The 24,517-nt window shown below is 40.9% G+C and carries 23 protein-coding genes; 10 read left to right on the top strand and 13 right to left on the bottom strand.

Annotated features, from left to right (window positions below):
- Window positions 1–9: 9 nt before the first annotated feature.
- Window positions 10–618 (bottom strand): flavin reductase, encoded by a 609-nt coding sequence (locus Q0064_RS13445; protein ID WP_298148725.1) that lies wholly within the window; start codon window positions 616–618, stop codon window positions 10–12.
- Window positions 619–629: 11 nt separating this feature from the next.
- A complete protein-coding gene (locus tag Q0064_RS13440; protein WP_298148724.1) occupies window positions 630–1,346 on the bottom strand; it encodes a DUF2071 domain-containing protein in 717 nt (238 codons plus the stop codon).
- Between the two features lie 701 nt (window positions 1,347–2,047).
- Here Q0064_RS13440 and Q0064_RS13435 point away from each other — a divergent pair.
- From Q0064_RS13435 to Q0064_RS13420, 4 genes are all read left to right on the top strand, one after another.
- Window positions 2,048–3,118 (top strand): tetratricopeptide repeat protein, encoded by a 1,071-nt coding sequence (locus Q0064_RS13435; protein ID WP_298148723.1) that lies wholly within the window; start codon window positions 2,048–2,050, stop codon window positions 3,116–3,118.
- A 690-nt stretch (window positions 3,119–3,808) separates the two neighbouring features.
- The gene (locus Q0064_RS13430; RefSeq protein WP_298148722.1) at window positions 3,809–4,369 is read left to right on the top strand and encodes a TetR/AcrR family transcriptional regulator; all 561 of its coding nucleotides are present in this window, start codon (window positions 3,809–3,811) and stop codon (window positions 4,367–4,369) included.
- A gap of 58 nt (window positions 4,370–4,427) precedes the next feature.
- Window positions 4,428–5,243 (top strand): oxidoreductase, encoded by an 816-nt coding sequence (locus tag Q0064_RS13425; protein ID WP_298148721.1) that lies wholly within the window; start codon window positions 4,428–4,430, stop codon window positions 5,241–5,243.
- Between the two features lie 40 nt (window positions 5,244–5,283).
- A complete protein-coding gene (locus Q0064_RS13420; protein ID WP_298148720.1) occupies window positions 5,284–5,637 on the top strand; it encodes a hypothetical protein in 354 nt (117 codons plus the stop codon).
- Window positions 5,638–5,906: 269 nt separating this feature from the next.
- On the opposite strand, the gene Q0064_RS13415 is transcribed toward Q0064_RS13420, so the two are convergent.
- From Q0064_RS13415 to Q0064_RS13365, 11 genes are all read right to left on the bottom strand, one after another.
- A complete protein-coding gene (locus Q0064_RS13415; protein WP_298148719.1) occupies window positions 5,907–7,928 on the bottom strand; it encodes a tetratricopeptide repeat-containing sensor histidine kinase in 2,022 nt (673 codons plus the stop codon).
- Between the two features lie 99 nt (window positions 7,929–8,027).
- Window positions 8,028–8,183, bottom strand: a complete 156-nt coding sequence (locus Q0064_RS13410) for a hypothetical protein (RefSeq protein ID WP_165764487.1) — start codon at window positions 8,181–8,183, stop codon at window positions 8,028–8,030.
- Between the two features lie 91 nt (window positions 8,184–8,274).
- Window positions 8,275–9,033 (bottom strand): Asp/Glu racemase, encoded by a 759-nt coding sequence (locus Q0064_RS13405; protein WP_298148718.1) that lies wholly within the window; start codon window positions 9,031–9,033, stop codon window positions 8,275–8,277.
- Window positions 9,033–9,935: a fumarylacetoacetate hydrolase family protein gene (locus tag Q0064_RS13400; RefSeq protein WP_298148717.1), complete on the bottom strand. Its 903-nt coding sequence runs from the start codon at window positions 9,933–9,935 to the stop codon at window positions 9,033–9,035. The genes Q0064_RS13405 and Q0064_RS13400 overlap by 1 nt, the downstream gene beginning before the upstream one ends.
- Before the next feature lie 10 nt (window positions 9,936–9,945).
- On the bottom strand, window positions 9,946–11,025 hold the full coding sequence (locus tag Q0064_RS13395; RefSeq protein ID WP_298148716.1) for a cupin domain-containing protein: 1,080 nt from the start codon (window positions 11,023–11,025) through the stop codon (window positions 9,946–9,948).
- A gap of 50 nt (window positions 11,026–11,075) precedes the next feature.
- Window positions 11,076–11,693 (bottom strand): hypothetical protein, encoded by a 618-nt coding sequence (locus Q0064_RS13390; protein ID WP_298148715.1) that lies wholly within the window; start codon window positions 11,691–11,693, stop codon window positions 11,076–11,078.
- A 346-nt stretch (window positions 11,694–12,039) separates the two neighbouring features.
- Window positions 12,040–12,999: a carbon-nitrogen hydrolase family protein gene (locus tag Q0064_RS13385; RefSeq protein WP_298148714.1), complete on the bottom strand. Its 960-nt coding sequence runs from the start codon at window positions 12,997–12,999 to the stop codon at window positions 12,040–12,042.
- On the bottom strand, window positions 12,996–13,412 hold the full coding sequence (locus Q0064_RS13380; protein ID WP_298148713.1) for an acyl-CoA thioesterase: 417 nt from the start codon (window positions 13,410–13,412) through the stop codon (window positions 12,996–12,998). The genes Q0064_RS13385 and Q0064_RS13380 overlap by 4 nt, the downstream gene beginning before the upstream one ends.
- Window positions 13,409–14,998 (bottom strand): AMP-binding protein, encoded by a 1,590-nt coding sequence (locus tag Q0064_RS13375; protein ID WP_298148712.1) that lies wholly within the window; start codon window positions 14,996–14,998, stop codon window positions 13,409–13,411. Before Q0064_RS13375 ends, Q0064_RS13380 begins: the two co-directional genes overlap by 4 nt.
- Window positions 14,995–17,244 carry an FAD-dependent monooxygenase gene (locus Q0064_RS13370; RefSeq protein ID WP_298148711.1) on the bottom strand — a complete coding sequence of 750 codons (2,250 nt, stop codon included), beginning with the start codon at window positions 17,242–17,244 and terminating at the stop codon, window positions 14,995–14,997. The genes Q0064_RS13375 and Q0064_RS13370 overlap by 4 nt, the downstream gene beginning before the upstream one ends.
- A complete protein-coding gene (locus tag Q0064_RS13365) occupies window positions 17,241–17,846 on the bottom strand; it encodes a flavin reductase family protein (RefSeq protein ID WP_094486565.1) in 606 nt (201 codons plus the stop codon). Before Q0064_RS13365 ends, Q0064_RS13370 begins: the two co-directional genes overlap by 4 nt.
- A 128-nt stretch (window positions 17,847–17,974) precedes the next feature.
- On the opposite strand from Q0064_RS13365, the gene acs reads away from it, so the two are divergent.
- The 6 genes from acs to Q0064_RS13335 are packed head-to-tail and all read left to right on the top strand — an operon-like array spanning window position 17,975 to window position 24,517.
- Window positions 17,975–19,882, top strand: coding sequence for an acetate--CoA ligase (gene acs / locus Q0064_RS13360; protein WP_298148710.1), 1,908 nt, complete (start codon window positions 17,975–17,977; stop codon window positions 19,880–19,882).
- A gap of 57 nt (window positions 19,883–19,939) precedes the next feature.
- Window positions 19,940–21,061, top strand: coding sequence for an NAD(P)/FAD-dependent oxidoreductase (locus Q0064_RS13355; RefSeq protein WP_298148709.1), 1,122 nt, complete (start codon window positions 19,940–19,942; stop codon window positions 21,059–21,061).
- Window positions 21,058–21,756, top strand: coding sequence for a methyltransferase domain-containing protein (locus Q0064_RS13350; RefSeq protein WP_298148708.1), 699 nt, complete (start codon window positions 21,058–21,060; stop codon window positions 21,754–21,756). The genes Q0064_RS13355 and Q0064_RS13350 overlap by 4 nt, the downstream gene beginning before the upstream one ends.
- A complete protein-coding gene (locus Q0064_RS13345) occupies window positions 21,753–22,805 on the top strand; it encodes a 3-oxoacyl-[acyl-carrier-protein] synthase III C-terminal domain-containing protein (protein WP_298148707.1) in 1,053 nt (350 codons plus the stop codon). Before Q0064_RS13350 ends, Q0064_RS13345 begins: the two co-directional genes overlap by 4 nt.
- 4 nt (window positions 22,806–22,809) lie before the next feature.
- Window positions 22,810–23,259 (top strand): 3-hydroxyacyl-ACP dehydratase FabZ family protein, encoded by a 450-nt coding sequence (locus Q0064_RS13340; protein ID WP_298148706.1) that lies wholly within the window; start codon window positions 22,810–22,812, stop codon window positions 23,257–23,259.
- Entirely contained in the window at window positions 23,252–24,517 is a 1,266-nt protein-coding gene (locus Q0064_RS13335) for a beta-ketoacyl-[acyl-carrier-protein] synthase family protein (RefSeq protein ID WP_298148705.1), read from the top strand. The genes Q0064_RS13340 and Q0064_RS13335 overlap by 8 nt, the downstream gene beginning before the upstream one ends.

The following is a 24,517-nucleotide window of genomic DNA, read 5'->3' as shown; positions in this document are numbered from 1 at the left end:
AATGAGTTTTTAAGGTTTTGCATAGGGTAGTCTTCCTATAGCCGACGCTCGAAAATATGCGTCTAAACCCTGACTTACCAAAACATCTGCATCCGACAAATGTACAAATCCGTCGGCACCTACTAAATCATCGGCAAGACGGATGTGCTGAATACTGCCCACCAACAAAACCGTTCCGTTTAATGGAATGGGAATGTGTGTTTCGAGTTTTATACCAATTTGTACGACCGCTTCTTGTACATACGGTGCGTAGAAATCGTCGTGATATTCGGGCGTAAAACCCACTTGTTCAAATTCCGAAACGCCTTTGTCGTAGCGAGCCGAGGTTTGGTGTGCCGCTTTATAATGCGTTGCCGCTACGTAGTTTAAGGTATAAAATGTGGTGGCAAGCATGTTTTCGAGCGTATCGCGCGGCACGGTATGTGGCCTGCTCAGTAAACCCAGCAAAGCCGGATTGGCGCCGAGATGAATAACCGAATTAAAAATAGCCAGATTTTCAGTGCTGCTTTCGCTTTTAGTTCCTACCAAAACGGCCTGTCTGAAACCGGCAAGCGAGTTGATGAAAGCCGTACGGTAACGCGTTTCGAGTTGTTCAAGGGCGGCAGTATCTATTTTCATGTGATGTAGTATTAAATTGAATGACGTTTCCAGTCGACCGTAACGTTGGAGCCGTTCGCAACGATAACCGAATCCGGTTTTTGTCTAGCAAGATATTCAAAATCAGTTCCGTACATTGCTTTAAAATTGCAAGAAATGTCGTAGTTCATTACGGGAAAAACCTGCCAACGTGGATGGTTTACGCGGTATTCCAAGGTTTTGGTGTCCGACACTTTAGTGTAGCCGTAGTAGTGTTCAAAGATAAATTCTTCGATGCTGTTTTCACGCATGGCAACAGCGTTTGGGCTGCAATTTAGTTGCAAATGGTTCCAGTTATTATTGGTTTTCCATTGGTAGCTCAGCGAGCGATTTTGGGCGTTTGCCAAAATTTGATGTTTAGTAGGTATGGCGGTGTAATGTTCTTTGTACAATTTATTGGCAAGCCAGGCAACTGCTGGGTACGGAACGGTTTCGTTAATAAAAACCACGCCGCGTTTATAGCTGTTTTCTGTGCGGCGTTTAACGTAAAAACGCAGATTTATCTTTTCAAAAGTTCCGAGCAGTGGTATAGGAAGACCAAACAAGCGCGTATTTCGAAACATAAAACCTACTAAACTTACATAGGTTTTGCCTTCAAAAAAGTCGAGTTCAACGCCTTTCGGAAGGTAGGGTTGCAGAATTTCCGGATCAACGGCATAATTTGCCATGATTAGATCTTCCCATCGCGCCGACAAAAAAGTTTTAGGCATTTTAACGGTTGCTATATATTTTGATAATCAGCATATTTTCAATTAGTTGCTTTTAAAAACCAAGTTGAATTTGTAGCTAGCAAGTTAGCGGTATTCAAGGGAACTTACCGCCATTTTAACCTTGCATTGGGCATTTTTCAAGTTGCGATGGTGGCTGAGTTTGCAGACGGCTAGTTTTTAGAAGCGAGACACGATGAATTCGCCACTTTACGTTTCATGTTCCCACCCGAACCCACGTATCGTTGGAGCCTGAAAGTGTCGAAAGCTTTACGTGAAAGTTCGCACAGCGTTTTATTCCTTCTTTCGCTTTTTCTGCCTTTTTTGCTTCCTTCATTTTTTTCGCTTTTTTCTATTCGTAGCTTTTCCGGCTGTTCGCTATAGTCCGCAAAAAATACGCCTCGTTCAGTCGGCAGGTGTTGGGCTTCTTGGGTCGCCCACACGTACCGCTTCACGTTGCCATATTTTTTTTACGGGCTGCCGCTTCCATCCGGGCTAGGGCATACGTTAGCAAAAATTCGTGAAAATGTAGTAACAAATAGGTAGGTGAGAGAAGGAAGCTACTTTACGAACAACATTTTAAAAGTAGTAATTTGAAAATAGTTTTTTAACCAATAAATTGTTAATCAATTATTTTTTACATTTAGGCGTGATTGAAAAAATAAAACTAACGGATTTAAATAATGCATGTAAGTATGCGGAATATGTTTAAGATTTTATTACTAGGTGGATTTCTTTTGGTGGTGAATACAATTTTCGGGCAAACAGACCCTAAAAAAATAGCTTTAGAAAAAGGGCAAGAAGCCATTAAGCTCATGGATAATGGCAAAATTGAAGAAAGTATTAAATTATTGAAAGACGCTCAAAAGTTAGATCCTGATAGGTTAGATTATCCTTATGAACTTGCCTTAGCTTACTATAAAAAATCGGATTATAATGAAGCTATAAAGATATTAGAACAGTTTAAAAATCATAAAAAAGTTAACGACCGTTTTTTTCAACTCTTAGGTAATAGTTATGATTATATTGAAAATTCTGAGAAAGCTATAGAAATATACGACGAAGGACTGAAATTATTTCCTAAATCAGGAAGTTTGTATTTAGAAAAAGGTAACGTTTACTGGCACAAGAAAGATTATCTAAAAGCGCTATCGTTTTATGAAGATGGTATAAAAGCCGATCCATCATTCCCTTCAAATTACTACCGGGCTGCTCGGATTTATTGTAGTTCTTCCGAAGAAGTTTGGGGGTTAATTTACGGTGAGATTTTTATGAATTTAGAACGCAACAGTAGCCGAACTTCTGAAATTAGCAAACTACTTTTCGACACCTACAATAGTCAAATTACGATCGATGGAGACACTACAAAAATTGATTTTTGTAACATCGTGATTGATTCGAAAAAAGAACTAAAGAAGAAAAACAGACCTTTTTGTATGGTTTTCGGTAAAGCACTTATTTTGTCTTTCGATGGTATTTCGAAAATTGATATAAATTCTCTCGATAAATTACGGTCTATTTTTATTCAAGAATACTATCGTCAAGGAAGTGCGAAAACACATCCGAATGTACTTTTTGAATACCAAAAGAAAATATTAGAACTTGGCCATGCTGAGGCATATAATCATTGGATTTTGATGAAAGGTGATGAAGATAAGTTCATTGTGTGGCAGTCAGCTAATCAAGAAAAGTGGAATAATTTTATCAGCTGGTTTAAAGAAAATAAATTGGAAATAGGCGACAATAAAAAGTTTTGTAGACTGCACTATGAGTAAGATTTATATATAAATATGATTTTAAGGTATTTGCTTTACACGTACTAATATATGAAATGCATTCCGATAGCCTTCGGAATATATCAATTAACCGCTTAATGGCACATGTTCCTACGCGAACCAACGCATCGTTACGGCCCGAGCCTGTTGAAGGCAAAAATTTTTTTTGAGAAGTTAGTCCCGATAGCTATCGGGATCGTGGCGTTCACCACTTAACGTATCGTTTTGCCCAACTTAACCCACTATCGTCGGTGCCTGAGCCTGTCGAAAGCTAACCGCAAAGTTCGCAAAGGTTTACGCAAAATTCGTAAAGGGAAATTTTTCCATTTTTTTCGCTTTTTTCTATTTTTCCCTTTTTTCTTTTTTTTAGTTTTTTTTTCATTTGCAGCTTCCCCCGGGTGAGCGACAGCAGCGGCATCCTTTGCGGCGCTACGGTATTTCCACCACGTGTTCGCCGGAAAGATATAGCGTATGGCGCGACGGCGCTGCGGTGAAACGTTTGCGAAGCGGTATGATTGCAGCGCCGGCACCCCCAAAAAAATTCCGCTAGTAGGAATACAAATACTGTAAGAGTGTTGTGTGTTTTTAATAGCTAAAGACCTTATCACTTAAAAAAATCATAAAGTTATCGGATCTTTTTTTAGGTTTCGGAAAAGTAAATAGATTTGCGACTGATTAGTCAATCACAAAATGAACAAAAGAGATTCCATCATCAAAGCTGCGCTCAAATTGTTTGTGGAAAACGGTTTTCACGGCACCGCAACTAGTAAAATTGCACAAGAAGCGGGCGTTGCCAACGGAACACTCTTTCAGTATTTTAAGACCAAAGAAGAACTTATCGTTACGCTATACACCAATTTTAAAGAAGAGCTGGCGCTTTACGTGGCGAATAATACCGCTGTGGATGCCAACATAAAAGACACGATAAAAACTAATATTCTGGCATCGCTCTATTGGGCTCTCGACAACAGAGATAAATTCCGATTCTTACAGCAATTTCATACGTCGCCCTATCACGGTCAGCTCGAACTCGAAACTTTGCGCAAGTACGAAGAGCCACATTTACAATTGATTCAGCAGGGAATAAACGAAGGAGCAATAAAACAGCTTCCGGTAGATTTGCTCTATGCACTTATGCTTAATCAGGTGTTTGGCTTGTATCAGTTCATGACTTCAAAGGAACTCTCTAAAACCGAACAATCTGAAGTAGTGGAAACCACTTTTGAAATGCTGTGGGGAATGATCACCTAAATTTTTTTAAATTCTAAAACGACTGATTAGTCAATCATATTTATAAACAATCAAAAAAATGAAAAAAGTAGCTTTAGTAACCGGCGCGTCGTCGGGAATTGGAAAAGAAACGTCTAAAATGCTAATCGCAGACGGATATACCGTTTATGTCGCGGCGCGTAGACTCGAAAAAATGGCCGATTTGGCGCAGCTGGGCGCGCATTTAGTAGAACTAGATCTGGCAAACGATGCTTCTATTAAAAAGGCGGTGGAAACTCTCTTAGCCCAAGAGCAACGCGTTGACGTACTGGTAAATAACGCGGGCTATGGCTCGTATGGAGCTTTAGAAGATGTTCCGTTGGAAGAAGCAAAATATCAGTTCGAAGTGAATATTTTTGGATTGGCACGCCTAACGCAATTGCTGCTGCCAACTATGCGTAATCAGAAGAGTGGTCGGATTATCAACATTTCGTCTATTGGCGGTAGTTTTGGAGAGCCGCATGGCGCTTGGTACCATGCCACTAAATTTGCTGTTGAAGGTTTGAGCGACAGTTTACGTATGGAACTTAAGCAATTTGGAATTGATGTCGTGATCATTAAACCCGGTGCTATTTTAACGGAATGGAACGGTATTGCGCGTGAGCATTTACTCAAAACTTCGGGAAGTACAGCTTATGGTGCGCTGGCGCAGAAGCATGTAAAAATGCTTGCTGATGCCGATAACAGAGGTTCGCTGCCATCGGTGGTTGCAAAAACTATTCTAAAAGCCGTACGAGCAAGTAAGCCCAAGACGAGATACGCAACTGGTGGAGGAGCCCATCTGATTTTATTTTTAAGATCGATCTTGTCGGATCGGTTGTTTGACAAACTTATTTTGGCACTGATAAAAAGATAATTGATCTAATTTTGCAGCGGAAATCTTAAACCGAGTATCAATGAATGCTTCAAAAAACAAGTTAACGTTTCTAAAAATATTTTTAGTGCTCCAAGTGCTTTTAGTGCTGGTTTACACAGGTCTAACAATCAACAATGCAGGATGGTCGCTTTTTCATGTTTTTATAAACGACATTCTGGCGGTATCTTGGAACGGACAGTTTAACATAGATTTTAGTTCGTATTTAGTTTTGTCTGGCGTTTGGATTTTGTGGCGAAATAAATTTTCGAGCAAGTCGATTTTCCTTGCATTAGCAGCGGCAATAATCGGTTTCATTGTTTTTGGGTCTTATCTGCTTTATCTATCTATCAAAGAAAAAGGAGACGTAACTCGAATACTCGTGGGTGAAAATTAGCTTTAGGAAGTCAACTACTATTTGATTACGGCTGATTTGATTTGAGTGAACACAATTTTTCTGGTGTAGTTTCACGACGAGCACAATCTCTTTACTTATTCCGAAACGTTTACAAATCATTTCTCGGGTGAGCGACAGCAGCGGCATCCTTTGCGGCGCTACGGTGTTTCCATTATGCGTTCGCCGGAAAGATACAGCGTATGGCGCGACGGCGGTTTGGTGAACCGTTTGCGAAGCGGTATGATTGCACCGCCGGCACCCCCAAAAAACTACTTCTTTAAAATCAGAGAAAAAGTGGTTCCTTCGCCTAAGGTGCTCGATACTTCGATGCTGCCGTTTAGGCGCTCTGCGAGTTGTTTTACGATCGCTAGACCTAAACCTGTCGACGCTTCGCCGTTGGTGGGGCGGGCAGTTAGTTTCTGAAATTTGCGAAATAACTTCGTTTGATCGGTATCACTAATTCCCGGTCCTTCATCGCGAACTGAGAAAATCCATGCATCGTCGCGTTCTGAAAAGCGAATCCAGACGCGCTTTTCCTTTGGTGAGAACTTTAAAGCATTGGAAATCAGATTGTCTAAAATGCGTTGTAGCTTGTCGGTGTCTGTATAAAAAGTGGTTTCAATCGCTTCGCAAAGCAACGTGATTCCCTTTTCCTGCGCCGACATTTGATAAGTCTTAGCTAAATTTTCCAAAAACGGCCGAGCAGAAACTTCAGTTTTTTCCACAACGAAATCGGTCGATTCGGCCTTACTCAGACATAACAGATCGTCGATAAGGCGGCGTCCTTGGTCGGTTACAATAGTAATTAAATCCAAACACTGTTTCTGAGTTTCCGGATCTGTGTCGGCATCTCGCAGCAAATCGCTCAAGCCTTTTACCTTATCGAGAGGCGCTCGCAAATCGTGTGCAACGATATTCATCAGATTATTTTTCTCGAAAACAGCTTCTTCCAGCAACGAATTTTTAGTTTCAATCTCCGCTTTCTGTTGTACGAGTAAGGCATTTAATTTCTCTTTTTTGCGCGATTGAAGATACACCGACAACAGGACGACCAGCACCAAGGCGATAACTAGGGAAAACGTTACGATGGTTAGATTTTTTTTGTGAAGCATAGCCGTGGCTAAGTCGGCTTTTTGTTTCAGTAATTTGTTTTCTTGGGCTTTCTTTTCCGACTCGTACTTTTCAATCATTTCGGTGCGCTTTTCAAGCTTTTCCTCATTGTACAAATCGTCCATTAAATCCGGAACTTGTTTTTCGTACGAGAGTGCTTTTTTGTAATCGCCCACAGCTTCGTACGCTTCGGAAAGCGCCATTAACGAACTGATTTCCAAATCAGCCGATTCAGCTTTTCGTGCCATGACAAGCGATTCTTCCGCGTAGGCGACAGCTTTGGTGTAATCTCCGGTTTGCCGGCATGAAACGCTTAACTTTGCTAAGGTCGATGCTAAATCAAACGGATCGTTAAACAAGCGTTTTAATTCGAGTGATTTCAAAAAATAGAAGGTGGCTTCTTTATGGCGACGCTCGGATTTATACGTGTTGGCCACATTGAAGTAAATCCGTGAATACTCGCGTTTGTTCTTTTCTTTATCAATGAAGGCCGCTCCTTTCCAATAGTATTTTCGCGATTCTTCGTATTGTCCTTTTCGGTCGAGCACGATAGCAATATTGCTGTAGTTCCAAGCTTCGCCCTTCTTGTACTTGGCTTTTATGCTGTTGGCGAGCGACTTTTTAAACCAATTGTACGCTTCGTCGATTTCATCCTGACTCAAGTACACAAATCCGATGTTAAGTTGCGCATTTGCTGCTCCGATTAAATCGTTTTGCTTTTCGCTGAGTCGCAAGGCTTTTAGGTATAAATCGAGTGCTTCGGTGTACTGACTCCGATTTTCGAGCATGATGCCGTAATCGTTTAGTACGGCAATTTCCTGAGGAACATCTTTGGCTATTTTCGCCTGCTGGATGGCGCGTTTGAAGTAGTTCTCTGAGCTAGTATAATCGGCAGAAATACGCTTAATACTTGCCAATAGTTGGTAAATCTTACTGCGCTTTTTTGGATTTTTTCCCGCCCATTTTTCTGCCAGAAGTGCGTAATGTGTTGCACTATCGGCGTTTATGAAGCGATAATCTTCGGCTAAATAATACGCGAGCCGGTCGTTTTTTGAATTCTTTGCTTGTCGCAACACCGCTTTTAAACTGTCGATTTTCTTTAAAGACGGTGTACTGCTTTCAATTTCTTGAGAAAAGCATATTTGTGCTAGCGCAATTAACGTGAGACAGAGAAAACGCATGACTATGTACTTCAATTTGAAGCAATAGTAAACAATTTTAAGAAGAAATTTCTTAGAAAATACAATAAACCGACTTCTCGCTCACAACCTGAAATGAAATTATAGATCTGACTGATCCATCAATTCGAAATACATGTCGTTTGGATCATAGTCGAAGTCGAAATCAAATAAATTATCATCGTAATCGTCGCTGTTGTTAATGGCGATGATGTTTTCTAAATCAGAATTTACTTCGGCGTAAGACAATGGATTCATAGCAGCTAATCTTTTTAGTAAAGTTCGGCAGCTCTTATGAAATGTGCTTTACGCGAATGTTATCCTATTGCGAATAAATTCAATGCGAGTTTTAGTACTTACCGGAAAGAAGTTCGCCTCCTAAAGTAGATTTTCGGTCAATTCCGAGTGCTTTCATCATTTCGTAGGTAGTTGAAACCGCTGCGCTGGTAACGGGCAATCCGAGTTTTTGCTGTAGCGGATCGATAGCAGCTAGAGAAGGCATTTGCACACAAGCAGATGCTACCACCATATCGGCTCCAGCGATATTTAAACGTTCGGATATTTCCAATAAATTCATGGGATTTTGCGCGGCAACTTCCAAATTATCAGGAATCTCCAAAGCAATGGAATCGATTACGGTAAATCCTTGATGTTCTAAATAACCAACCACTAAATCGGTTAACGGACGCATGTACGGCGTGATGATACTGATTTTTTTGGCTTTCAAGGTTTGTAAACCACTAACCAATGCGCCCGCGCTCGTAATTATTGGAGTAGGAGCACCGTTGGCAACAGTTTCGGCATGAAGATTTTTCTCGGAAACGCAATGATACCCATTTCCCATACTCATAATAGCCACTAAACAGGCATAGCCCATTACGTCTACTCGTGCATCTGACAATTCGACCGCGCATTTCAAGCTCATGGCATCCATGGCTTCTAGTTCCTCTTTGGTAACTTTTTTCATGCGCATTCTACTCGAATGAAACGTAAAGCGTTCGGGTAAAATGCTTTCTCTGCCTCTGAAAATAGCAGGGATTTCGGTTTCCATCGTCACATTCGACGAAGGTACGATCTGGCCAATACGGTATATTTTTTCTGAAGTCATTAAATTTCCTTTACGTGATTTACAAGCGTTCCCAATCGTTCCACGCTGGCTTCAATAAGGTCGCCGTCTTTCAGCCATTCTTGCGGATTTCGCCCAGCACCAACACCAGCGGGAGTTCCTGTTGCAATAATGTCGCCAGGCTCCAAAGTAAAAACGGTACTTAAATCTGATATTAAATCGGCAATTCTGAAAAGCATAAACTTGGTATTGCTGTTTTGTTTTTCAATGCCGTTTACGGTAAGTCGTAAGTCTAAATCCTGTGGATCTGAAATTTCATCGGCAGTAAGTAGGGCAGGACCCATAGGTGCAAAAGTGTCTTGACCTTTGGAAACAATCCATTGTCCGGCACGTCGACAATCGCGTGCTGAGATGTCGTTTATAATGGTGTAACCAAAAATGTGATTATGTGCAGTTTCTTTGCTAATGTTTTTACCTCCAGTTCCAATTATAACCGCTAATTCGACTTCCCAATCCAGCTGATTCGTAATTTTTCGATTTAATAGAACTGCGGTTTGATGTGCGGTAACTGTAGTTGGTGGTTTAGAAAAAATGACAGGCTGTTGCGGCAATTCGTTTGAAGTATCAAGCGTTCGCGCACTTTCGGCTACGTGTTCGGTGTAATTTAATCCGATACCAAAAATATTCTTCCTTGGTTTTGGAATTGGAGCCAGCAACTGGATTTCAGAAAGCTTTTGGCTTACTTGAACAAATTCTCCTTCTTTCAAACGATTAATACGCAATTGTAGCTGATCTTTCGCTGCTTGTCCGCGATCGATAAGTTCAAGCATCGTCACTGGAATTTCGGGATAATGTGCGTTCAATAGGCGTGTATTAACGACAAAATCGCCCAAAACAACACCCAAGGTTTCACGTTCGTGAAAAAGGAAACTATTTAATTTCATAATGTAATTTTTAATCGGCTTGTTCTTGGTACAAACCTAGTGATTCGATAACTGGTAAATCGTTGAAGGAGAATAAACAGGCATCTTCGGTATCCGATGCATTATGATGTTCGTGCCACGCCCAAGACGGCACGCAAAATATATCGCGGGTTTTCCAATCAAAACGCTTTCCCGCAATAATCGAATATCCAAAGCCTTTCGCTACTTGATAAACAAACGAACCCGTGTGTCGGTGACGCTTGCCAGAAAATCCAGCAGGAAGTAATTGCATGGAAGCGCCCATGGTTTGCATAACGTGTCCACCCGTAATCGGGTTGCAGTAACGCATTTTTACACCGTCGTACGCATCAATCGGATTAACTTTTGCTGCTTCGACTAAAGCGGGATAAATCTTCTTCCATTCAAATTTAAATAACGGCGAATACGGCTTATCCCAAATTTCATGAGTAGGATAAAAACCTGAATTTCCGTAATTTAAAACGGAATAATTAACAGGATACTTTAATTCTTGTTTTCCGTCATAAACCGCATAATCATTCGCTTCCAGTGCATTTACTAGCGGAATATCTAAGCCGTCTTGCCAAACGCAGGTTTCGCCATCTTCGGCAACGCCGTGTTCGTGCCAGGTGCTGTTTGGAGTGATTACAAAATCGTTTACTTCAAAGGTTATTTTATGTCCGTCGACAACCGTATAGCCGCCTTTTCCTTCCATAATGAAACGCAGTGCCGAAGCTTTGTGGCGGTGTGCCGAAGTACTTTCGCCGGGTTTTGTAACTTGAATACCTGTGTACAACCAACCAACAGCTGCACTTACCGCTTTTCGATGGTCGTTAACGAGATAAACCACGCGTCTGCCTGCTTGTTCGGGTGTAACCAATTCGGCACTTTTTAAAGCTAGGCCGCGCAGTTCTTCGTACTTCCATAACATAGGAACGGAGTAGGAGCGAGGTTCCCAAGGTTCAATGTCGTTGGCAACGGTCCATAAAGCACCAGCACCCAAGCCTTCTAATTCTTTGTAATAGGCTTCGAGTTCAGGCGAAGATTTAACTCGCGCTCTTCCTAGTTGATCGTCTGAATGATTATTATTCATTTGGTAGTATTCAAAAGTATTAAATTATTAAACTCAAAGTTGCTCGAAAATTATTCTAAAATTGATTCGTTAATGGCATTCCCATTTTGCTGTTGCATGTGATACGCAAGAAAATGTTCTTTTCCACCGAATATTTCTATAACATCGTCTCTTCTTAACGTGCTTTGTTCTGTTGAAAAAATGTCATTAAAAGACGACCAATGATATAAACTCATTTTACTTGCAAAGCCATGCTTAACAGGATTGTAATGAATGTAGCAAATCAAATTTTTCAAATAAATACTTGAAGAGACTAATTTACGTGAAAATCGTTTTTCAAAAAGAGAGCCTGTTCTATTAAATTTCTTGTTGATTGCTTGGGTATAGGCATTGAAAAGATGACCGAACTGCTTAGAGGCATCAAGAACTTTAGCTTTTTCAACAGTTGAATATTTTAACTTATCAAACTTTATCTCTTTCTCAATTCTTATATAAACCAAGATATGAAAGTGATTTTTTAATAAACACCATGCATAGATATCTGCAATTGGCGAAGTATACTTTTCCAATAATTTTAAAAAATAGCGGTAACTTTCATTATCAAAAAAAACATTGATGCTATTATTTCCTCTATTGTAAATGTGATAGTAGTTTCCCTGCTCCAGTGGTAAAGGCTTGTAATTTTTCATAAATGGCGGTTAAAAAGTTTGACAGTATAAACTTAAAGAGTTTTAAACTCTTCAAGACAATTTCTGCATATATATTTAATTTATTTGAAAAGTATTCAGTAAGTGTCTCTTTGACTGCTTCTGCGAAATTGTAGGTACTAGTCATCTTTTGATTTTAGATTTTTTTAAATAACAATTTAGTACCTTAACACTCTTCGAGAATTTAAAACTCTCGGAGAGTGTAGAACTCGCGGAGAGTGTAGAACGTTTCATAAATTTAACATCGGAATAACTTGCCATTTTTCTCAAGCAGTAGAAAAAAACTATACTAAATTCAATACTTTATTTTTATGAAAAGTGAATTTATTTAAAGAAACGTTATTCTCTTAGTTTTCGCTGTATTCACACGGAGTTCAAAAATATCGAAACGATTGTAATGTCCTAAAATATCGTGCATTTGCTTGGGTTGGATACATTTACTTAAGTCGATATCTCCGTAGACAATTCCTTCCTGGTCGATTAACGGTTCGGAAATCGGAACTCCCGTCGGACCGATAATTCCGGAAAAAGCAGCGTGTTCGCGATTAAGCAATTCAGCAGCATTCGGACAATCCGTTTCCAACATTTTTACCGCATCGGCACCAATAGTTGAGCATGAAACGAGTGTAAACAACTTTCCTTCAAACGAATGTGCGGCCGCTCGAATCTTTATAGCATCGGCCATATCATAATCAGGAGGTGCCACAGGCAAGGAAATGTAATTGGCAATGTGTACGTTTTCGTCTTGTGCCAACAAAGTAAATCGGGCCAAAGTATTGGTATTTTCTCCACAAGCTAAAGTTCCAATATTTCCTGTTTTTGTTGGATAAACGCGCAAGGAAGAACCATCGCCAGAAGTCCATGTAAGTTTTTCCGCCCAGGTGGGAACTAACTTTCGGTGCTTTCCAACGATCTCGCCGGTGTTGTCGATTATCAAATTCATATTGTACAGTTCGCCAAAGCTTGTTCCGCGTTCGTTCATGCCAATAACAACCGTCAAATCAAGTTCCTTTGCTGTTTTTTGGATTTTCTGAATAAGAATATCATCAGCCGTTAAAGACGATTTATACAAGAGTTCAAACCATTTGCTTCCTTGAACGGGCGTAAGTATCCAATTCCAATACGGATATGCACAGATAAAAACTTCGGGGAATGCCACCAGTTGAGCACCGTTCCGCGCCACTTCACGCATGATGTCGAGCACTTTATCAACCGTTTTTTCGGCATTTAGGAAAACAGGCGATGCTTGTACAACTGCTGCTTTAAATTTCGGAAGTTCTAAACTCATACGTATTGATTTAAAAGTTCAATGGTTTTTGTATCAAAGGGTTCCGATTTCATAGCTTCGGTTGCTGTTGCTAAACGCACATTCACTAGTGTTGCTTCGCCCGACAAAATTTCTTGATCATGCGCTCCTGTAAAGGAAAATTTAAATACAACCGAAGAAGAACCTATTTTTCGAACGTTCAGTTTTTTGGTTATCCTATCGCCAATACGCGCGGGCGCCGAAAAACGCGTTTGCAGTTGTACTGTTGGAATACCGTTGGTTTCGTGTATTTTGGAAAACGGACGTTCTAAAACTTCGGCAAAGAAATCTTCTACTAAATCATTGAGCATTTCGAAATAGCGTGGATAGAACACAATTCCGGCGTAATCGCAATGCCTGAAGCGTATTTCCTCTGTTTTTATAAAAGATTTCATGACGTTCGAAGTTTAAATCGTTGAATTTTTCCTGTTTCCGTTTTGGGAAGTGTCGCTACAAATTCAATATGTCTCGGATATTTGTACGGAGCGGCATGTTCTTTAAACCAATTTTGTATTTGTATTTTGAGTTCGTCGTTTCCGGAAACCGATTCGTGCAAAACAACATAAGCAGCAACGAGCATACCTCTGTTTTCGTCGGGTTTTCCTACCACAGCACATTCCTTTATTAATTCGTGTTCCAAAAGTACTTGTTCTACTTCGATTGCTGCAATGTTATAGCCCGAAGAAATGATCATATCGTCGCCACGTGCCACAAATTGGAAAAAGCCATCAGCGTCTTTTTGGTAAATATCGCCTGTAAAATTCCAGCCATTCTGTACGTAGGCGTCTTGTTTTTCAGCGTTGAAAAGATATTTGCAACCCGTAATTCCACGAACGGCTAGCCGACCTGCTTTATTAATCTCCTGTATTTCATTACCAAAGTCGTCGAATAATGTCGCTTCGTAACCCGGTATCGGAACTCCTGTAAAACCGATTTTCCGTTTTTCGTGTGAAGATCCGATGAAAATATGCAGCATTTCCGTAGCGCCAATACCATCCAAAATCGGAATTCCCGTAACTTCTTCCCAATCTTTTGCCACCTTAGCGGGCAATGCTTCGCCTGCCGAAACGCAATATTTTAGGGTGTCGATGTTGTAATCGGCTGCCTTTTCACACATGACACGCCAAGCGGTTGGTGCAGTAAAGCAAGTTGTAACGCCTTGTTTTTCGATAGCTTGCAGCAAAACTTCTGGAGCAGGTTTGGGAATGAGTAGGGAAGTAGCTCCATAATACAAAGGAAACAGCAACAAGCCGCCTAATCCGAAGGTAAAACCTAGCGGCGGACTCCCAGCGAAAATCTCTCCTCTTTTAGGTTTCAATGAATATTTGGGAAATCCTTCGCAAATAGCTGCTACATCACTGTGATAATGGGCAGTCATTTTTGGTTTTCCTGTAGTTCCTGAAGTAAAACCTATCAAGGCCAGCAGTTCCTCATGGGCAATAAAAGGCTGGAAATAGGTGCTGAAATTGTTTTTCTTTAAAGAAAGATGGAAGTTAGCACGATTAAATAAAAGGAGTTTTGTGTTTTCATTTTTTGAAAACGAATCGAGTTCTGAGGCTAACTCATCTTCGCAAATCATTAAGTTCACAGCAGCCATTTCTGCGATCACTTCTAATTCCTTCTTCCGCAAAAGTGGCATAGTTGCAACAGCTATAGCGCCAATTCGCGCAATCGCTAACCAATACACAGCAAAAGCTGCGCTGTTGTATCCGCGAAGCAATACGCGATTTCCGGCTTGAATTCCGTATCGTTTAGTTAATTCGTGAGCTGCCTGATTAACTAATTCAAGTAATTCAAAATAAGTAATTGAATGATTTTCAGAAATTAAAGCAATGTTATCTCCACAACCCGTTTCAATATTCTTTTCCAAAAACAAAGTCGTGCAATTTCCTTTAAAACGGGGAAATTCAACAAACGGATTATGAGCTAAGCGATTCGCTTCCGGCAATCCATCGTATGCAAAACGGTCGGCAATCATCATTGTGGTTTATGTGATTTTGGTTTTAAAGCTTGTTTCATACGTTCGAGTTGCATGCGTTCAAACTGCGTTGTTTTGAGTAGAGAATCCCACGATCTTTGATAAGCTTTTGGAATCTTATTCAAAGTAACACCTTCATAAGCAGCAGCTTTCATTACAAATCCGGGATTCAATAAAAGTGGCTTTCCTAAGGCAATCAAATCGGCTTTCTCGGCAAGTAAAATGGTATTAATCTGATCGATATCCGTTATTTCACCTGCTGTTATTGTCTTTACATTACAAGCATTTCGAATTTCATCGCTGTAAGGAACTTGCCACATTGGCGTAACTTTTACCTGCTGTTGCGCATGCGTATTGCCTGTCGAAACATTGATGATATTCGCACCATTTTCTTTCAAAGTTGAAACAAAAGTTTGAATATCAGATTTTGAAACGCCTTTGGAATGCCAATCGGTTGCCGAAATTCGCACAGAAATAGGAAAGTCTTTTGCAACGATCGATCGAATTGTCTTTAATATATGAATCGGAAAGCGCATGCGGTTTTCAATGCTTCCGCCAAAAGAATCGGTTCGCAAATTTGTCAACGGTGAAATAAAACTTCCAAGTAGAAATCCGTGATGCATTTGAATTTCAATTCCGTCAAAACCGGCTGCGACGGCTCGTTCTGCGGCAGCTTTAAAATGCTCTGTAATTTGTTCTAAATCGCTGTCGTTTAAAATGGTTGGAATTTTTCCATTTTCATGGAAGGGAATCGCTGAAGGTCCGACAGGCTCAATAACCGACTTCCGACCGGCATGTGCCAACTGAATCCAAATTTTGGTGTCGCAGTTTTCGTGTATGAAACGATTGATTTTTTGCCACGATTCTTGCTGTTCGGAATTGTAAATACCCGTGCAAGTCTCAGCAATTCTCGAACCTGCACTGACCGCAGTTGCCTCGGTAATGATTAAACCAAGTCCTTGAAGTGCGCGCGAGGTATAGTGCTGAAAATGCCAATCGTTTGGTAATCCGTTTTCTGAGCAGTATTGCCCCATAGCGCTCATGGCAATACGATTTGACAACGTACAGCCGTTAATTTTCAAGGGTTGAAAAGCTGGACTGTTAATCGACGCGACATTTTTCTGTGCAAACGCCTGCGCTACAAAATCAGTGAATTTACGATCGCGAATGCGCAAGTTCTCGTAGGTTACTTTTTTAGCACGTGTCATTACTGCCATAGCAAATGCTTCAAACGGCTTTTTCACTTGTAAATCCATCGATTCAAACCACTTCAATGAAACTACTGCTGCATGTTGTATAGCTTCTACACGCTTGCGGCGATTTTGTTCGTAAAGTGCGTAAACTTCAGGCAAATTTGTTTGATGTGTTTGAACCGCTTCTGCCAAAGCAATAGCCGATTCCATAGCTAATTTCGTACCCGAACCAATGGAAAAATGCGCAGTGGCTTTCGAATCGCCCAATAAAACAATATTGTTATGATGCCAATTTTGGTTGTGAACTTCGGGAAACTGACGCCAAATTGATTTGTTTGTGAGCAAGCCGTGTCCGTCGAGTTCTTCAGCAAATAAATCCTGTAAAACCGCTACCGTTTGCGCTTCGTCGAGTTTATCGAATCCAGCATTTTTCCATGTTGTTTCCGAACATTCGAAAATCCACGTACTTTTTCCGGCTTCGTATTGGTAGGCGTGTGCTACAATGGCACCGTGCGCGGTAGTTCTAAAAAAGTAGGCAAATGCATCTAAGGGTTTTGTAGAACCCATCCACACAAATCGGTTCGAATGGAGAGTAACCTCGGTTTTGAATGTCTCGGAGAATTGCGTTCTAAACTTACTGCCAATTCCGTCGGCAGCAACAATTAAGTCGTATGCTAAAACAGCCGTATCGGGTTCAATACTTGTTTCGAAATGCAAGTTCACACCTTCTTCTAAGGCACGTTGCTGCAAGAGTTTGAGTAGGGTTTTCCGGGAACAGCCGCAAAATCCGTTTCCAGAAATTCGAACCGATTTGCCGTTGAGAACCACGTCGAGATCGTCCCAATAAGCAAACGAATTCTTTATTAAATCGTATGATTTTTGATCTTTTTGAAGAAATTCACTTAGTGTTTCATCTGAAAAAACAACACCAAAACCAAAGCTATCATCGGCTTTATTTTGTTCAAAAACCGAAATTTCGAACGTAGGTTGTTGTTTTTTGAGTAAAATCGAGAAGTATAATCCGCCTGGACCACCGCCAATTACTGCTATTTTCATTGTGCGCGTTTTAAAACAAATTGATCGCCTAAGCGTGCATAAAAAGCTCCCGCTAAACGCGAAATTGGCTGGTAAACTTCTAAATCGGTGTGATAGTTCTCATCCACAATTTGATCGTTTATATGAATCATCACAATTTCTCCGAGAATCATCATACTTCCACCGCGTTGTCCGTCGATGTGATGATGATGAATAACCTTACATTCAAACGAAATCGGTGCATTTGCCACACGACGCGGTTTCACTACGGTACTTTCTGCGTAAGCGATCTTCGCATAATCAAACTCACTTTCGTGGGAAGGAATCGGTGCTGCCGTATCGTTCATCTGTTCAACTAAATTCTCGGTGACCATATTAACGACAAACTCACCTGTTTGAAGGGCATTACGAGAAGTATCTTTATTGGCATTCGGACTGTTAGAAGCCGAAAACATGAGCGTAGGCGGATCGGCACTTACGGCATTGAAAAAAGAGAAAGGTGCTAAATTGTGCACACCGTCTTCACTGACAGTAGCTACCCAACCAATAGGTCTGGGAATTACAAGTCCGGTGAGCAACTTATAAACCGATTTGAAATCGAGTTCTTCCGGTTTGATTATCATTTTGGATTGTTTTTCCACAAATTAAATAAAAAATAGCTTTTGCAAACGATTTCGTGAACACTCGTTTGTGATTTTTTACTTGTTAACGAATAAAAGTTATTAGATTTGAACTACACGAATTTTAAGCCATGAGTTACTACAAGATTGAAAACCTAGAACAATATTTTAAACATTATAATAAGTCGATCCGCGAACCACGAAAATTTTGGGGAAAAATTGCTGAAGAGCACTTTATTTGGTACCAAAATTGGGAAAAGGTGGTTGATTTTAATATGGCTGAAGCCGATGTAAAATGGTTTGTTGACGGCAAATTAAATATTGTAAAAAATTGTATCGACCGTCATTTGGCGAAACGTGGTACAAAAACGGCAATTCTCTTTGAACCGAATAATCCCGACGAGGAAGCACAGCACATTTCTTACAACGAATTGCATTCGCGGGTTTGTAAAATGGCAAATATCTACAAAGATTTAGGTGTGAAAAAAGGCGATCGTGTTTGCATATACATGCCTATGATTCCGGAACTAGCGGTAGCTACTTTAGCTTGCGCGCGAATCGGTGCCATTCACTCGGTAGTTTTCGCCGGATTTTCATCAGCTGCACTCGCTGCCCGAATAAACGATGCGGGCTGTAAACTAGTTGTTACCAGCGACGGCGGTTTCCGTGGAAACAAAACCATTAATCTGAAAGAAATTGTCGACGAAGCTTTGAAATCAAACGATACCGTAGAGCGCGTAATCGTGGCAAAGCGCACACATACTTCGGTAAACATGACCGACGGTCGCGATATTTGGCTAGACGATTTGTGGGTTGATGCATCCGACAATCACGTGGCAGAAATCATGGACAGTGAAGATCCGCTTTTCATTCTCTATACCAGTGGAAGCACCGGAAAACCTAAAGGAATGGTACACACCACCGCAGGTTACATGGTTTACACGGCTTATACTTTTAAGAATATTTTTAATTACGAAGAGAACGATATCTTCTGGTGTACGGCAGATTTAGGTTGGATAACCGGACATTCTTACATTTTGTACGGGCCGTTATTAAACGGTGCAACTACCGTGATGTTTGAAGGAATTCCGACGTTTCCCGATCCGAGTAGATTTTGGCAAGTAATTGAAAAACATAAAATTACGCAGTTTTATACGGCGCCAACAGCGATACGTTCGCTAGCTAAAGAGAGCTTGGATTATGTGCAAAAGTTCCCGCTTTCGTCATTGAAAGTGATTGGTTCGGTTGGTGAACCTATTAATGAAGAGGCTTGGCACTGGTTTAACGATCATGTAGGAGGTAAACGCTGTCCGCTTGTCGATACTTGGTGGCAAACGGAAACGGGTGGCATCATGATTTCGCCTATTGCCTTCGTTACACCTACAAAACCAACTTATGCGACTTTGCCGTTGCCGGGAATCCAGCCGGTATTGATGGACGAAAAGCGTAATGAAATCGACGGAAATCAGGTTGTGGGAAGCTTGTGCATAAAATTTCCATGGCCTGCCATTGCACGAACCATTTGGGGCGATCACGAACGATATAAGAAAACATATTTCTCTACATTTCCTGGAAAATACTTCACCGGAGACGGTGCACTGCGCGACGAAGTAGGTTATTACCGAATTACCGGACGCGTTGACGATGTCGTAATTGTTTCCGGACATAATTTAGGAACCGCGCCAATTGAAGACGCCATAAACGAACATCCAGCTGTTGCAGAAAGTGCGATCGTTGGCTTTCCGCACGACATCAAAGGAAACGCTCTTTACGGCTTTGTGATTTTGAAAGAAGAAGGAATGACTCGTAATCACGACAACTTGCGCAATGAAATTAATCAAGTAGTTGCAAGTCAGATCGGACCGATTGCTAAATTGGATAAAATTCAGTTTGTAAGTGGATTACCCAAAACGCGATCTGGAAAGATCATGCGACGAATTCTTAGAAAAATCGCCGAAAATAACGACGCTGATTTTGGAGATATCACAACCTTACTCAATCCAGAAGTTGTCGACGAAATTAAAAAAGGAAAGTTGTAAACTTTACATGCTGTAACATAATCCCACGTAATGCAGTAGGGAAGACCCTCAGACGAAATGAAACCAAAAATTGTGATCGCGGGAGGCGGATTAGCCGGTTTAACTGCCGCGATTCACCTGCGTATGAATGGTTTTGATGTTACGGTTATCGAAAAAAATAAGTATCCGCATCACAAAATGTGTGGCGAATATTTGTCTAATGAAGTAGTTTCCTACTTGCTGCAAATAGGTGTGGATGTTTTGTCTTTACAACCGAAAAATCTTGACACACTGCGATTTGTGTTGGAAAACGGTAAGCAATTGGAGTGTACATTGCCACTTGGAGGTCTGGGAATCAGTCGATTTGCCCTCGATTCACTGCTGTACCAACGCGCAAAAGCTATTGGCGTTGACTTTATTTTTGAAAAAGTAGACAACATCAGCTTCCATGAAAATGTATTCACTGTCAGAATTCGCGGAGATCAAACACTAACAGCCGATTACGTTTTAAACGCTTTGGGAAAGAAAAGTGTTGTCGATGTTCAATTTCAGCGAAAGCACACCTATAAAAATGCAGATTGGATTGCGGTCAAAGCACACTACAAAGGCGATTTCCCCGAACACATCGTTGGATTATACCACTTTACCGGCGGTTACTGCGGCGTTTCTAAAATCGAAAACAACGAAATGAATATTTGCTTTCTGGCCAAACAAGAGTTGCTCGAGCAAAACAAAACCATATCCGAATTAATTAAGAACGTCCTTTTTAAAAATGCGCCGCTTCGAGAAATCTTCGAAAAAAGCACTTCCACTTTTGAAAAACCAATTGCCATCAGCGGAATTTCTTTTGAAAAGAAAACCAAATCTGAAAAACATATCTTAATGATTGGCGATTCTGCCGGTTTGATACATCCACTTTGTGGAAACGGAATGGCAATGGCCATAAATAGTGCGCGTTTGATTTCGGAAATATTGACAAAATATCCCGAACCCACAAAAATAAATCGAATACGTGTCGAGAAAATCTATCAAGAAGCTTGGAACAAGGCGTTTTCAGGACGATTGTGGATGGGCCGACAAATCTCTAAAGTTTTGCAAAATCAAGTCATTGCCGACAAATTGTTCCCTATCTTCGTAAGGTACCCGCAGTTGTTGAAATTCGTTATCAAACAAACACACGGCAAACAAGAATCCACATGATAAGTACTCGAACGCGCTCTACAGAACCGGAAATCATGGACGACATGAATTTAGAAGGTTCGGAGTTGACAGACGCTCTCGATAAAATTGCTTGGATCAATCGAATTTTAGGAGGGAATCGGGTTACAATTAACGGAATTGAGCAACTTCTTCGAAACAAAAATCAAAAGGAAATACATATTGTTGATTTAGGTTGCGGAAACGGTGACATGCTCAGAACCATAAAAATCTGGGCTGAGAAACGTAACTTAAATGTTCGTCTAACGGGAATCGACGGGAATCAAGCCTCTATAAATCATGCAATTAAACTATCTGATAGTTCGATTCGCTATAGCTGTTCCGATTTTCTACAGGTAGTTCCCGATGAACCCATTGATATTGTAATTTGCACATTAACCTTGCATCATTTTGAAGACGAATTGTTGCTTGAGGTGCTTCGAAAATATTACGAGAAAGCAAATGTCGGATTGGTAATCAATGATTTACATCGATCTAAACAAGCTTATTATTTGTTCACAGCTTTGGCAGTTGTTTTCCGGTTAAATCGAATGTCTAAATCCGACGGTCTGGTTTCGATTTTGCGGGGTTTCAAAAAAGCTGATTTTTTGCGTTACGCCAAGCAACTAAATTTCACTAAATTCAGCATTTGTTGGAAATGGGCGTACCGCTACCAATGGATCATCTATAAAACATGAGTGTACAAATAAATGCCGTTGCTACCGCAGTTCCCGAATTTACGAGGAAAACCGCCGAAATCATTCCTTTTTTGGAAGAGTGGCTGCACGGCCAAGATGACCGCTTTATTCGTAAAGTGGTAAAAATATTCGAAAGCGCTCTGGTCGATCAACGCTATGCCATTATGGATCCGGTGTCAGTATTTACTGCCGATACTTTCGCACAAAAGAACCGTATTTACAAGGAAGCTGCAATAACACTCGGAAGACGCGTACTTGAACAAGCTTTACAACAGGCAAATTGGAATCCCGAGGAACTCGATTATATCATTACTGTAAGCTGCACTGGAATTATGATTCCATCTTTAGATGCGTATTTGATTAATAAAGTTGGACTAAAGCAAGATGTTGTGCGGCTTCCCGTAACCGAAATGGGTTGTGTTGCGGGCGTGAGTGCATTGATTTATGCAACTCATTTTCTCAAAGCAAACCCAGGTAAAAAGGCAGCAATTGTGGCATTCGAAAGTCCTTCGGCAACGTTTCAACTCGACGATTTTAGCATGGCAAATATGGTTAGCGCGGCCATTTTTGGCGATGGTGCTGCATGTGTTTTACTCTCTGAAAGTGAAGAAGTTACACATCCTAAAATACTGAGCCACGAAATGTATCATTTCTTTGATAAAGAACACATGATGGGATTTGATTTGGTTGAAGGAGGTCTGAAAATGGTTTTAGATGTGGAAGTCCCAGATACGATTGCCGAGCATTTTCCGAACATCATACACCCATTTTTAGAAAAGAACAAACGCACTATCGATCAGATTGATCACCTTATTTTTCATCCAGGTGGGAAGAAAATCATTCAAACGGTCGAAGCGCTGTTTGGTGATTTGGGAAAGAATCTAAACGCAACAAAGTCGGTTTTATCGCGCTATGGAAACATGTCGAGCGCAACGGTTTTATTTGTTTTGGAAGAAGTTTTAAAATCGAAACCAAAGTCGGGCGAACTTGGTTTGATGCTGAGTTTTGGTCCGGGTTTTACCGCGCAACGCCTACTAATCGAATTTTAAAATGATGAATGCAAACACCTATATTCTGGCTCAGCTGCCGTACCGACAACCATTTTTGTTTGTTGATGAAATAACGTCGGTATCCGAAAATGAGATCACCGGAAATTACCGGTTGCCCGAAGATGCGTATTTCTATCAAGGACATTTTAAAGATTTTCCGATGACGCCCGGTGTTATACATACCGAAATTATGGCACAGATAGGAGTAGTTTGTTTAGGAATTTATATAAATCATAATGCATTGTATAATAACAAGATATGTGTACTTACTTCAACTGAAATTAACTTCTTAAAACCCAGTTTCCCAGGAGATAAACTCACAGTAAAATCAAAGAAAGTATATTTTAGATTTGAAAAATTAAAGTGCGATGTTTCTTTGTTCAATGAAAGTGGCGATGTTTTAGCGAGAGGAAGTATTTCCGGTATGTTAACCGATTTTAATCCAAATGAATAGGAGAGTAGTCATAACCGGATTAGGCGTTGTTGCTCCAAATGCTGTTGGAATACAGAATTTTAGCGATGCCTTACGAACGGGTGTCTCCGGAATTTCGTTCGATCCGGAGCTGGATGCTCTTCAATTTTCATGTCGCATTTCAGGTACGCCAAAAATCGAAACAGCCTTACTGGAATCTGTTTTTTCTGAAATTGAACGCAGAAATCTGCAATCTACGGGCTTTGTTTACGGTGTTTTGGCATCGTTAGAAGCTTGGAAAGACGCGGGTTTGCCAGTAGAAACAGCGCATCCACTTTGGGAAAGCGGAATTATCTTCGGAAACGGAAGTTTGGGTGTCGGTAAATTCCGCGAAAGCATTCTTCAAATCGATGCACTTCAAACGCGAAGATTGGGAAGTTCGGCGGTAATTCAAACCATGAGTAGCGCCGTAAGTGCATACGTAGGAGGGAAGCTTGGCTTGGGAAATTGTAACACCTCGAATTCAAGTGCTTGTGCTACGGGAACTGAAAGTATTCTCGCTGCCGCGGAACGGATTGCCACTGGAAAAGCCGATCGTATTTTGGCAGGAAGCAGCAGTGATAGCGGCCCGTATATTTGGGGAGGCTTTGATGCGATGCGTGTTTGTACGTTTAAACACAACGATGAGCCGGAAAAAGGTTCGCGACCGCTTTCGGGTATAGCTTCCGGTTTTGTTCCAGCAGCGGGAGCCGGCGCCTTGGTTTTAGAAGCCTTAGACGTGGCTTTGGAAAGAAACGCACCGATTTATGGAGAGATTTTAGGCGGACACGTAAACAGTGGCGGTCAACGAAACGGCGGAAGCATGACCGCGCCAAATTCGGTTGCTGTGATTCGATGCATTCAGCAAGCGCTTATTAACGCCGGTGTTTCGGCATCTGAAATTGACTTGATAAACGGACATCTAACAGCCACCATAAAAGACAGTACCGAAATTGAAAACTGGTCGCAGGCTTTACAAAGGTCTGGAGCAGATTTTCCTCAAATCCAAGCCACAAAAGGACTCATCGGACATACATTGGCCGCAAGTGGTGCCATAGAAACAGTAGCTGCAGTGTTGCAATTGAAAGAGCAGTTTTTACATCCAAATGTAAATTCAGAAGATATTCATCCCGAAATTAGCAATCGAATTGCAGTGGAATGCATTCATCCTACCAAAAAACTGCACAAATTAGATGTTATTGCCAAGGCAAGTTTTGGTTTTGGAGATGTAAATGCTTGTTTGATTCTCAAAAAATATTAA

It is taken from the genome of Flavobacterium sp. (assembly GCF_027490375.1).
Classification (GTDB): Bacteria; Bacteroidota; Bacteroidia; order Flavobacteriales; family Flavobacteriaceae; genus Flavobacterium.
The sequence above is the reverse complement of the archived record's forward strand: the minus strand, read 5'-3'. Positions and strand labels throughout refer to the sequence as shown.

Bases quoted from the DNA above. Each gene is read 5' to 3' on its own strand.
- Q0064_RS13365 (WP_094486565.1), bottom strand. From the start codon at position 17,846: ATGATAATCAAACCGGAAGAACTCGATTTCAAATCGGTTTATAAGTTG.
- Q0064_RS13385 (WP_298148714.1), bottom strand. From the start codon at position 12,999: ATGAGTTTAGAACTTCCGAAATTTAAAGCAGCAGTTGTACAAGCATCG.
- Q0064_RS13440 (WP_298148724.1), bottom strand. From the start codon at position 1,346: ATGCCTAAAACTTTTTTGTCGGCGCGATGGGAAGATCTAATCATGGCA.
- Q0064_RS13335 (WP_298148705.1), top strand. From the start codon at position 23,252: ATGAATAGGAGAGTAGTCATAACCGGATTAGGCGTTGTTGCTCCAAAT.
- Q0064_RS13420 (WP_298148720.1), top strand. From the start codon at position 5,284: ATGAATGCTTCAAAAAACAAGTTAACGTTTCTAAAAATATTTTTAGTG.
- Q0064_RS13350 (WP_298148708.1), top strand. From the start codon at position 21,058: ATGATAAGTACTCGAACGCGCTCTACAGAACCGGAAATCATGGACGAC.
- Q0064_RS13345 (WP_298148707.1), top strand. From the start codon at position 21,753: ATGAGTGTACAAATAAATGCCGTTGCTACCGCAGTTCCCGAATTTACG.
- Q0064_RS13430 (WP_298148722.1), top strand. From the start codon at position 3,809: ATGAACAAAAGAGATTCCATCATCAAAGCTGCGCTCAAATTGTTTGTG.
- Q0064_RS13355 (WP_298148709.1), top strand. From the start codon at position 19,940: ATGAAACCAAAAATTGTGATCGCGGGAGGCGGATTAGCCGGTTTAACT.
- Q0064_RS13340 (WP_298148706.1), top strand. From the start codon at position 22,810: ATGAATGCAAACACCTATATTCTGGCTCAGCTGCCGTACCGACAACCA.
- Q0064_RS13390 (WP_298148715.1), bottom strand. From the start codon at position 11,693: ATGAAAAATTACAAGCCTTTACCACTGGAGCAGGGAAACTACTATCAC.
- Q0064_RS13425 (WP_298148721.1), top strand. From the start codon at position 4,428: ATGAAAAAAGTAGCTTTAGTAACCGGCGCGTCGTCGGGAATTGGAAAA.
- Q0064_RS13370 (WP_298148711.1), bottom strand. From the start codon at position 17,244: ATGAAAATAGCAGTAATTGGCGGTGGTCCAGGCGGATTATACTTCTCG.
- Q0064_RS13400 (WP_298148717.1), bottom strand. From the start codon at position 9,935: ATGAAATTAAATAGTTTCCTTTTTCACGAACGTGAAACCTTGGGTGTT.
- Q0064_RS13415 (WP_298148719.1), bottom strand. From the start codon at position 7,928: ATGCGTTTTCTCTGTCTCACGTTAATTGCGCTAGCACAAATATGCTTT.
- Q0064_RS13435 (WP_298148723.1), top strand. From the start codon at position 2,048: ATGTTTAAGATTTTATTACTAGGTGGATTTCTTTTGGTGGTGAATACA.
- Q0064_RS13445 (WP_298148725.1), bottom strand. From the start codon at position 618: ATGAAAATAGATACTGCCGCCCTTGAACAACTCGAAACGCGTTACCGT.
- acs (WP_298148710.1), top strand. From the start codon at position 17,975: ATGAGTTACTACAAGATTGAAAACCTAGAACAATATTTTAAACATTAT.
- Q0064_RS13380 (WP_298148713.1), bottom strand. From the start codon at position 13,412: ATGAAATCTTTTATAAAAACAGAGGAAATACGCTTCAGGCATTGCGAT.
- Q0064_RS13410 (WP_165764487.1), bottom strand. From the start codon at position 8,183: ATGAATCCATTGTCTTACGCCGAAGTAAATTCTGATTTAGAAAACATC.
- Q0064_RS13395 (WP_298148716.1), bottom strand. From the start codon at position 11,025: ATGAATAATAATCATTCAGACGATCAACTAGGAAGAGCGCGAGTTAAA.
- Q0064_RS13405 (WP_298148718.1), bottom strand. From the start codon at position 9,033: ATGACTTCAGAAAAAATATACCGTATTGGCCAGATCGTACCTTCGTCG.
- Q0064_RS13375 (WP_298148712.1), bottom strand. From the start codon at position 14,998: ATGATGATTGCCGACCGTTTTGCATACGATGGATTGCCGGAAGCGAAT.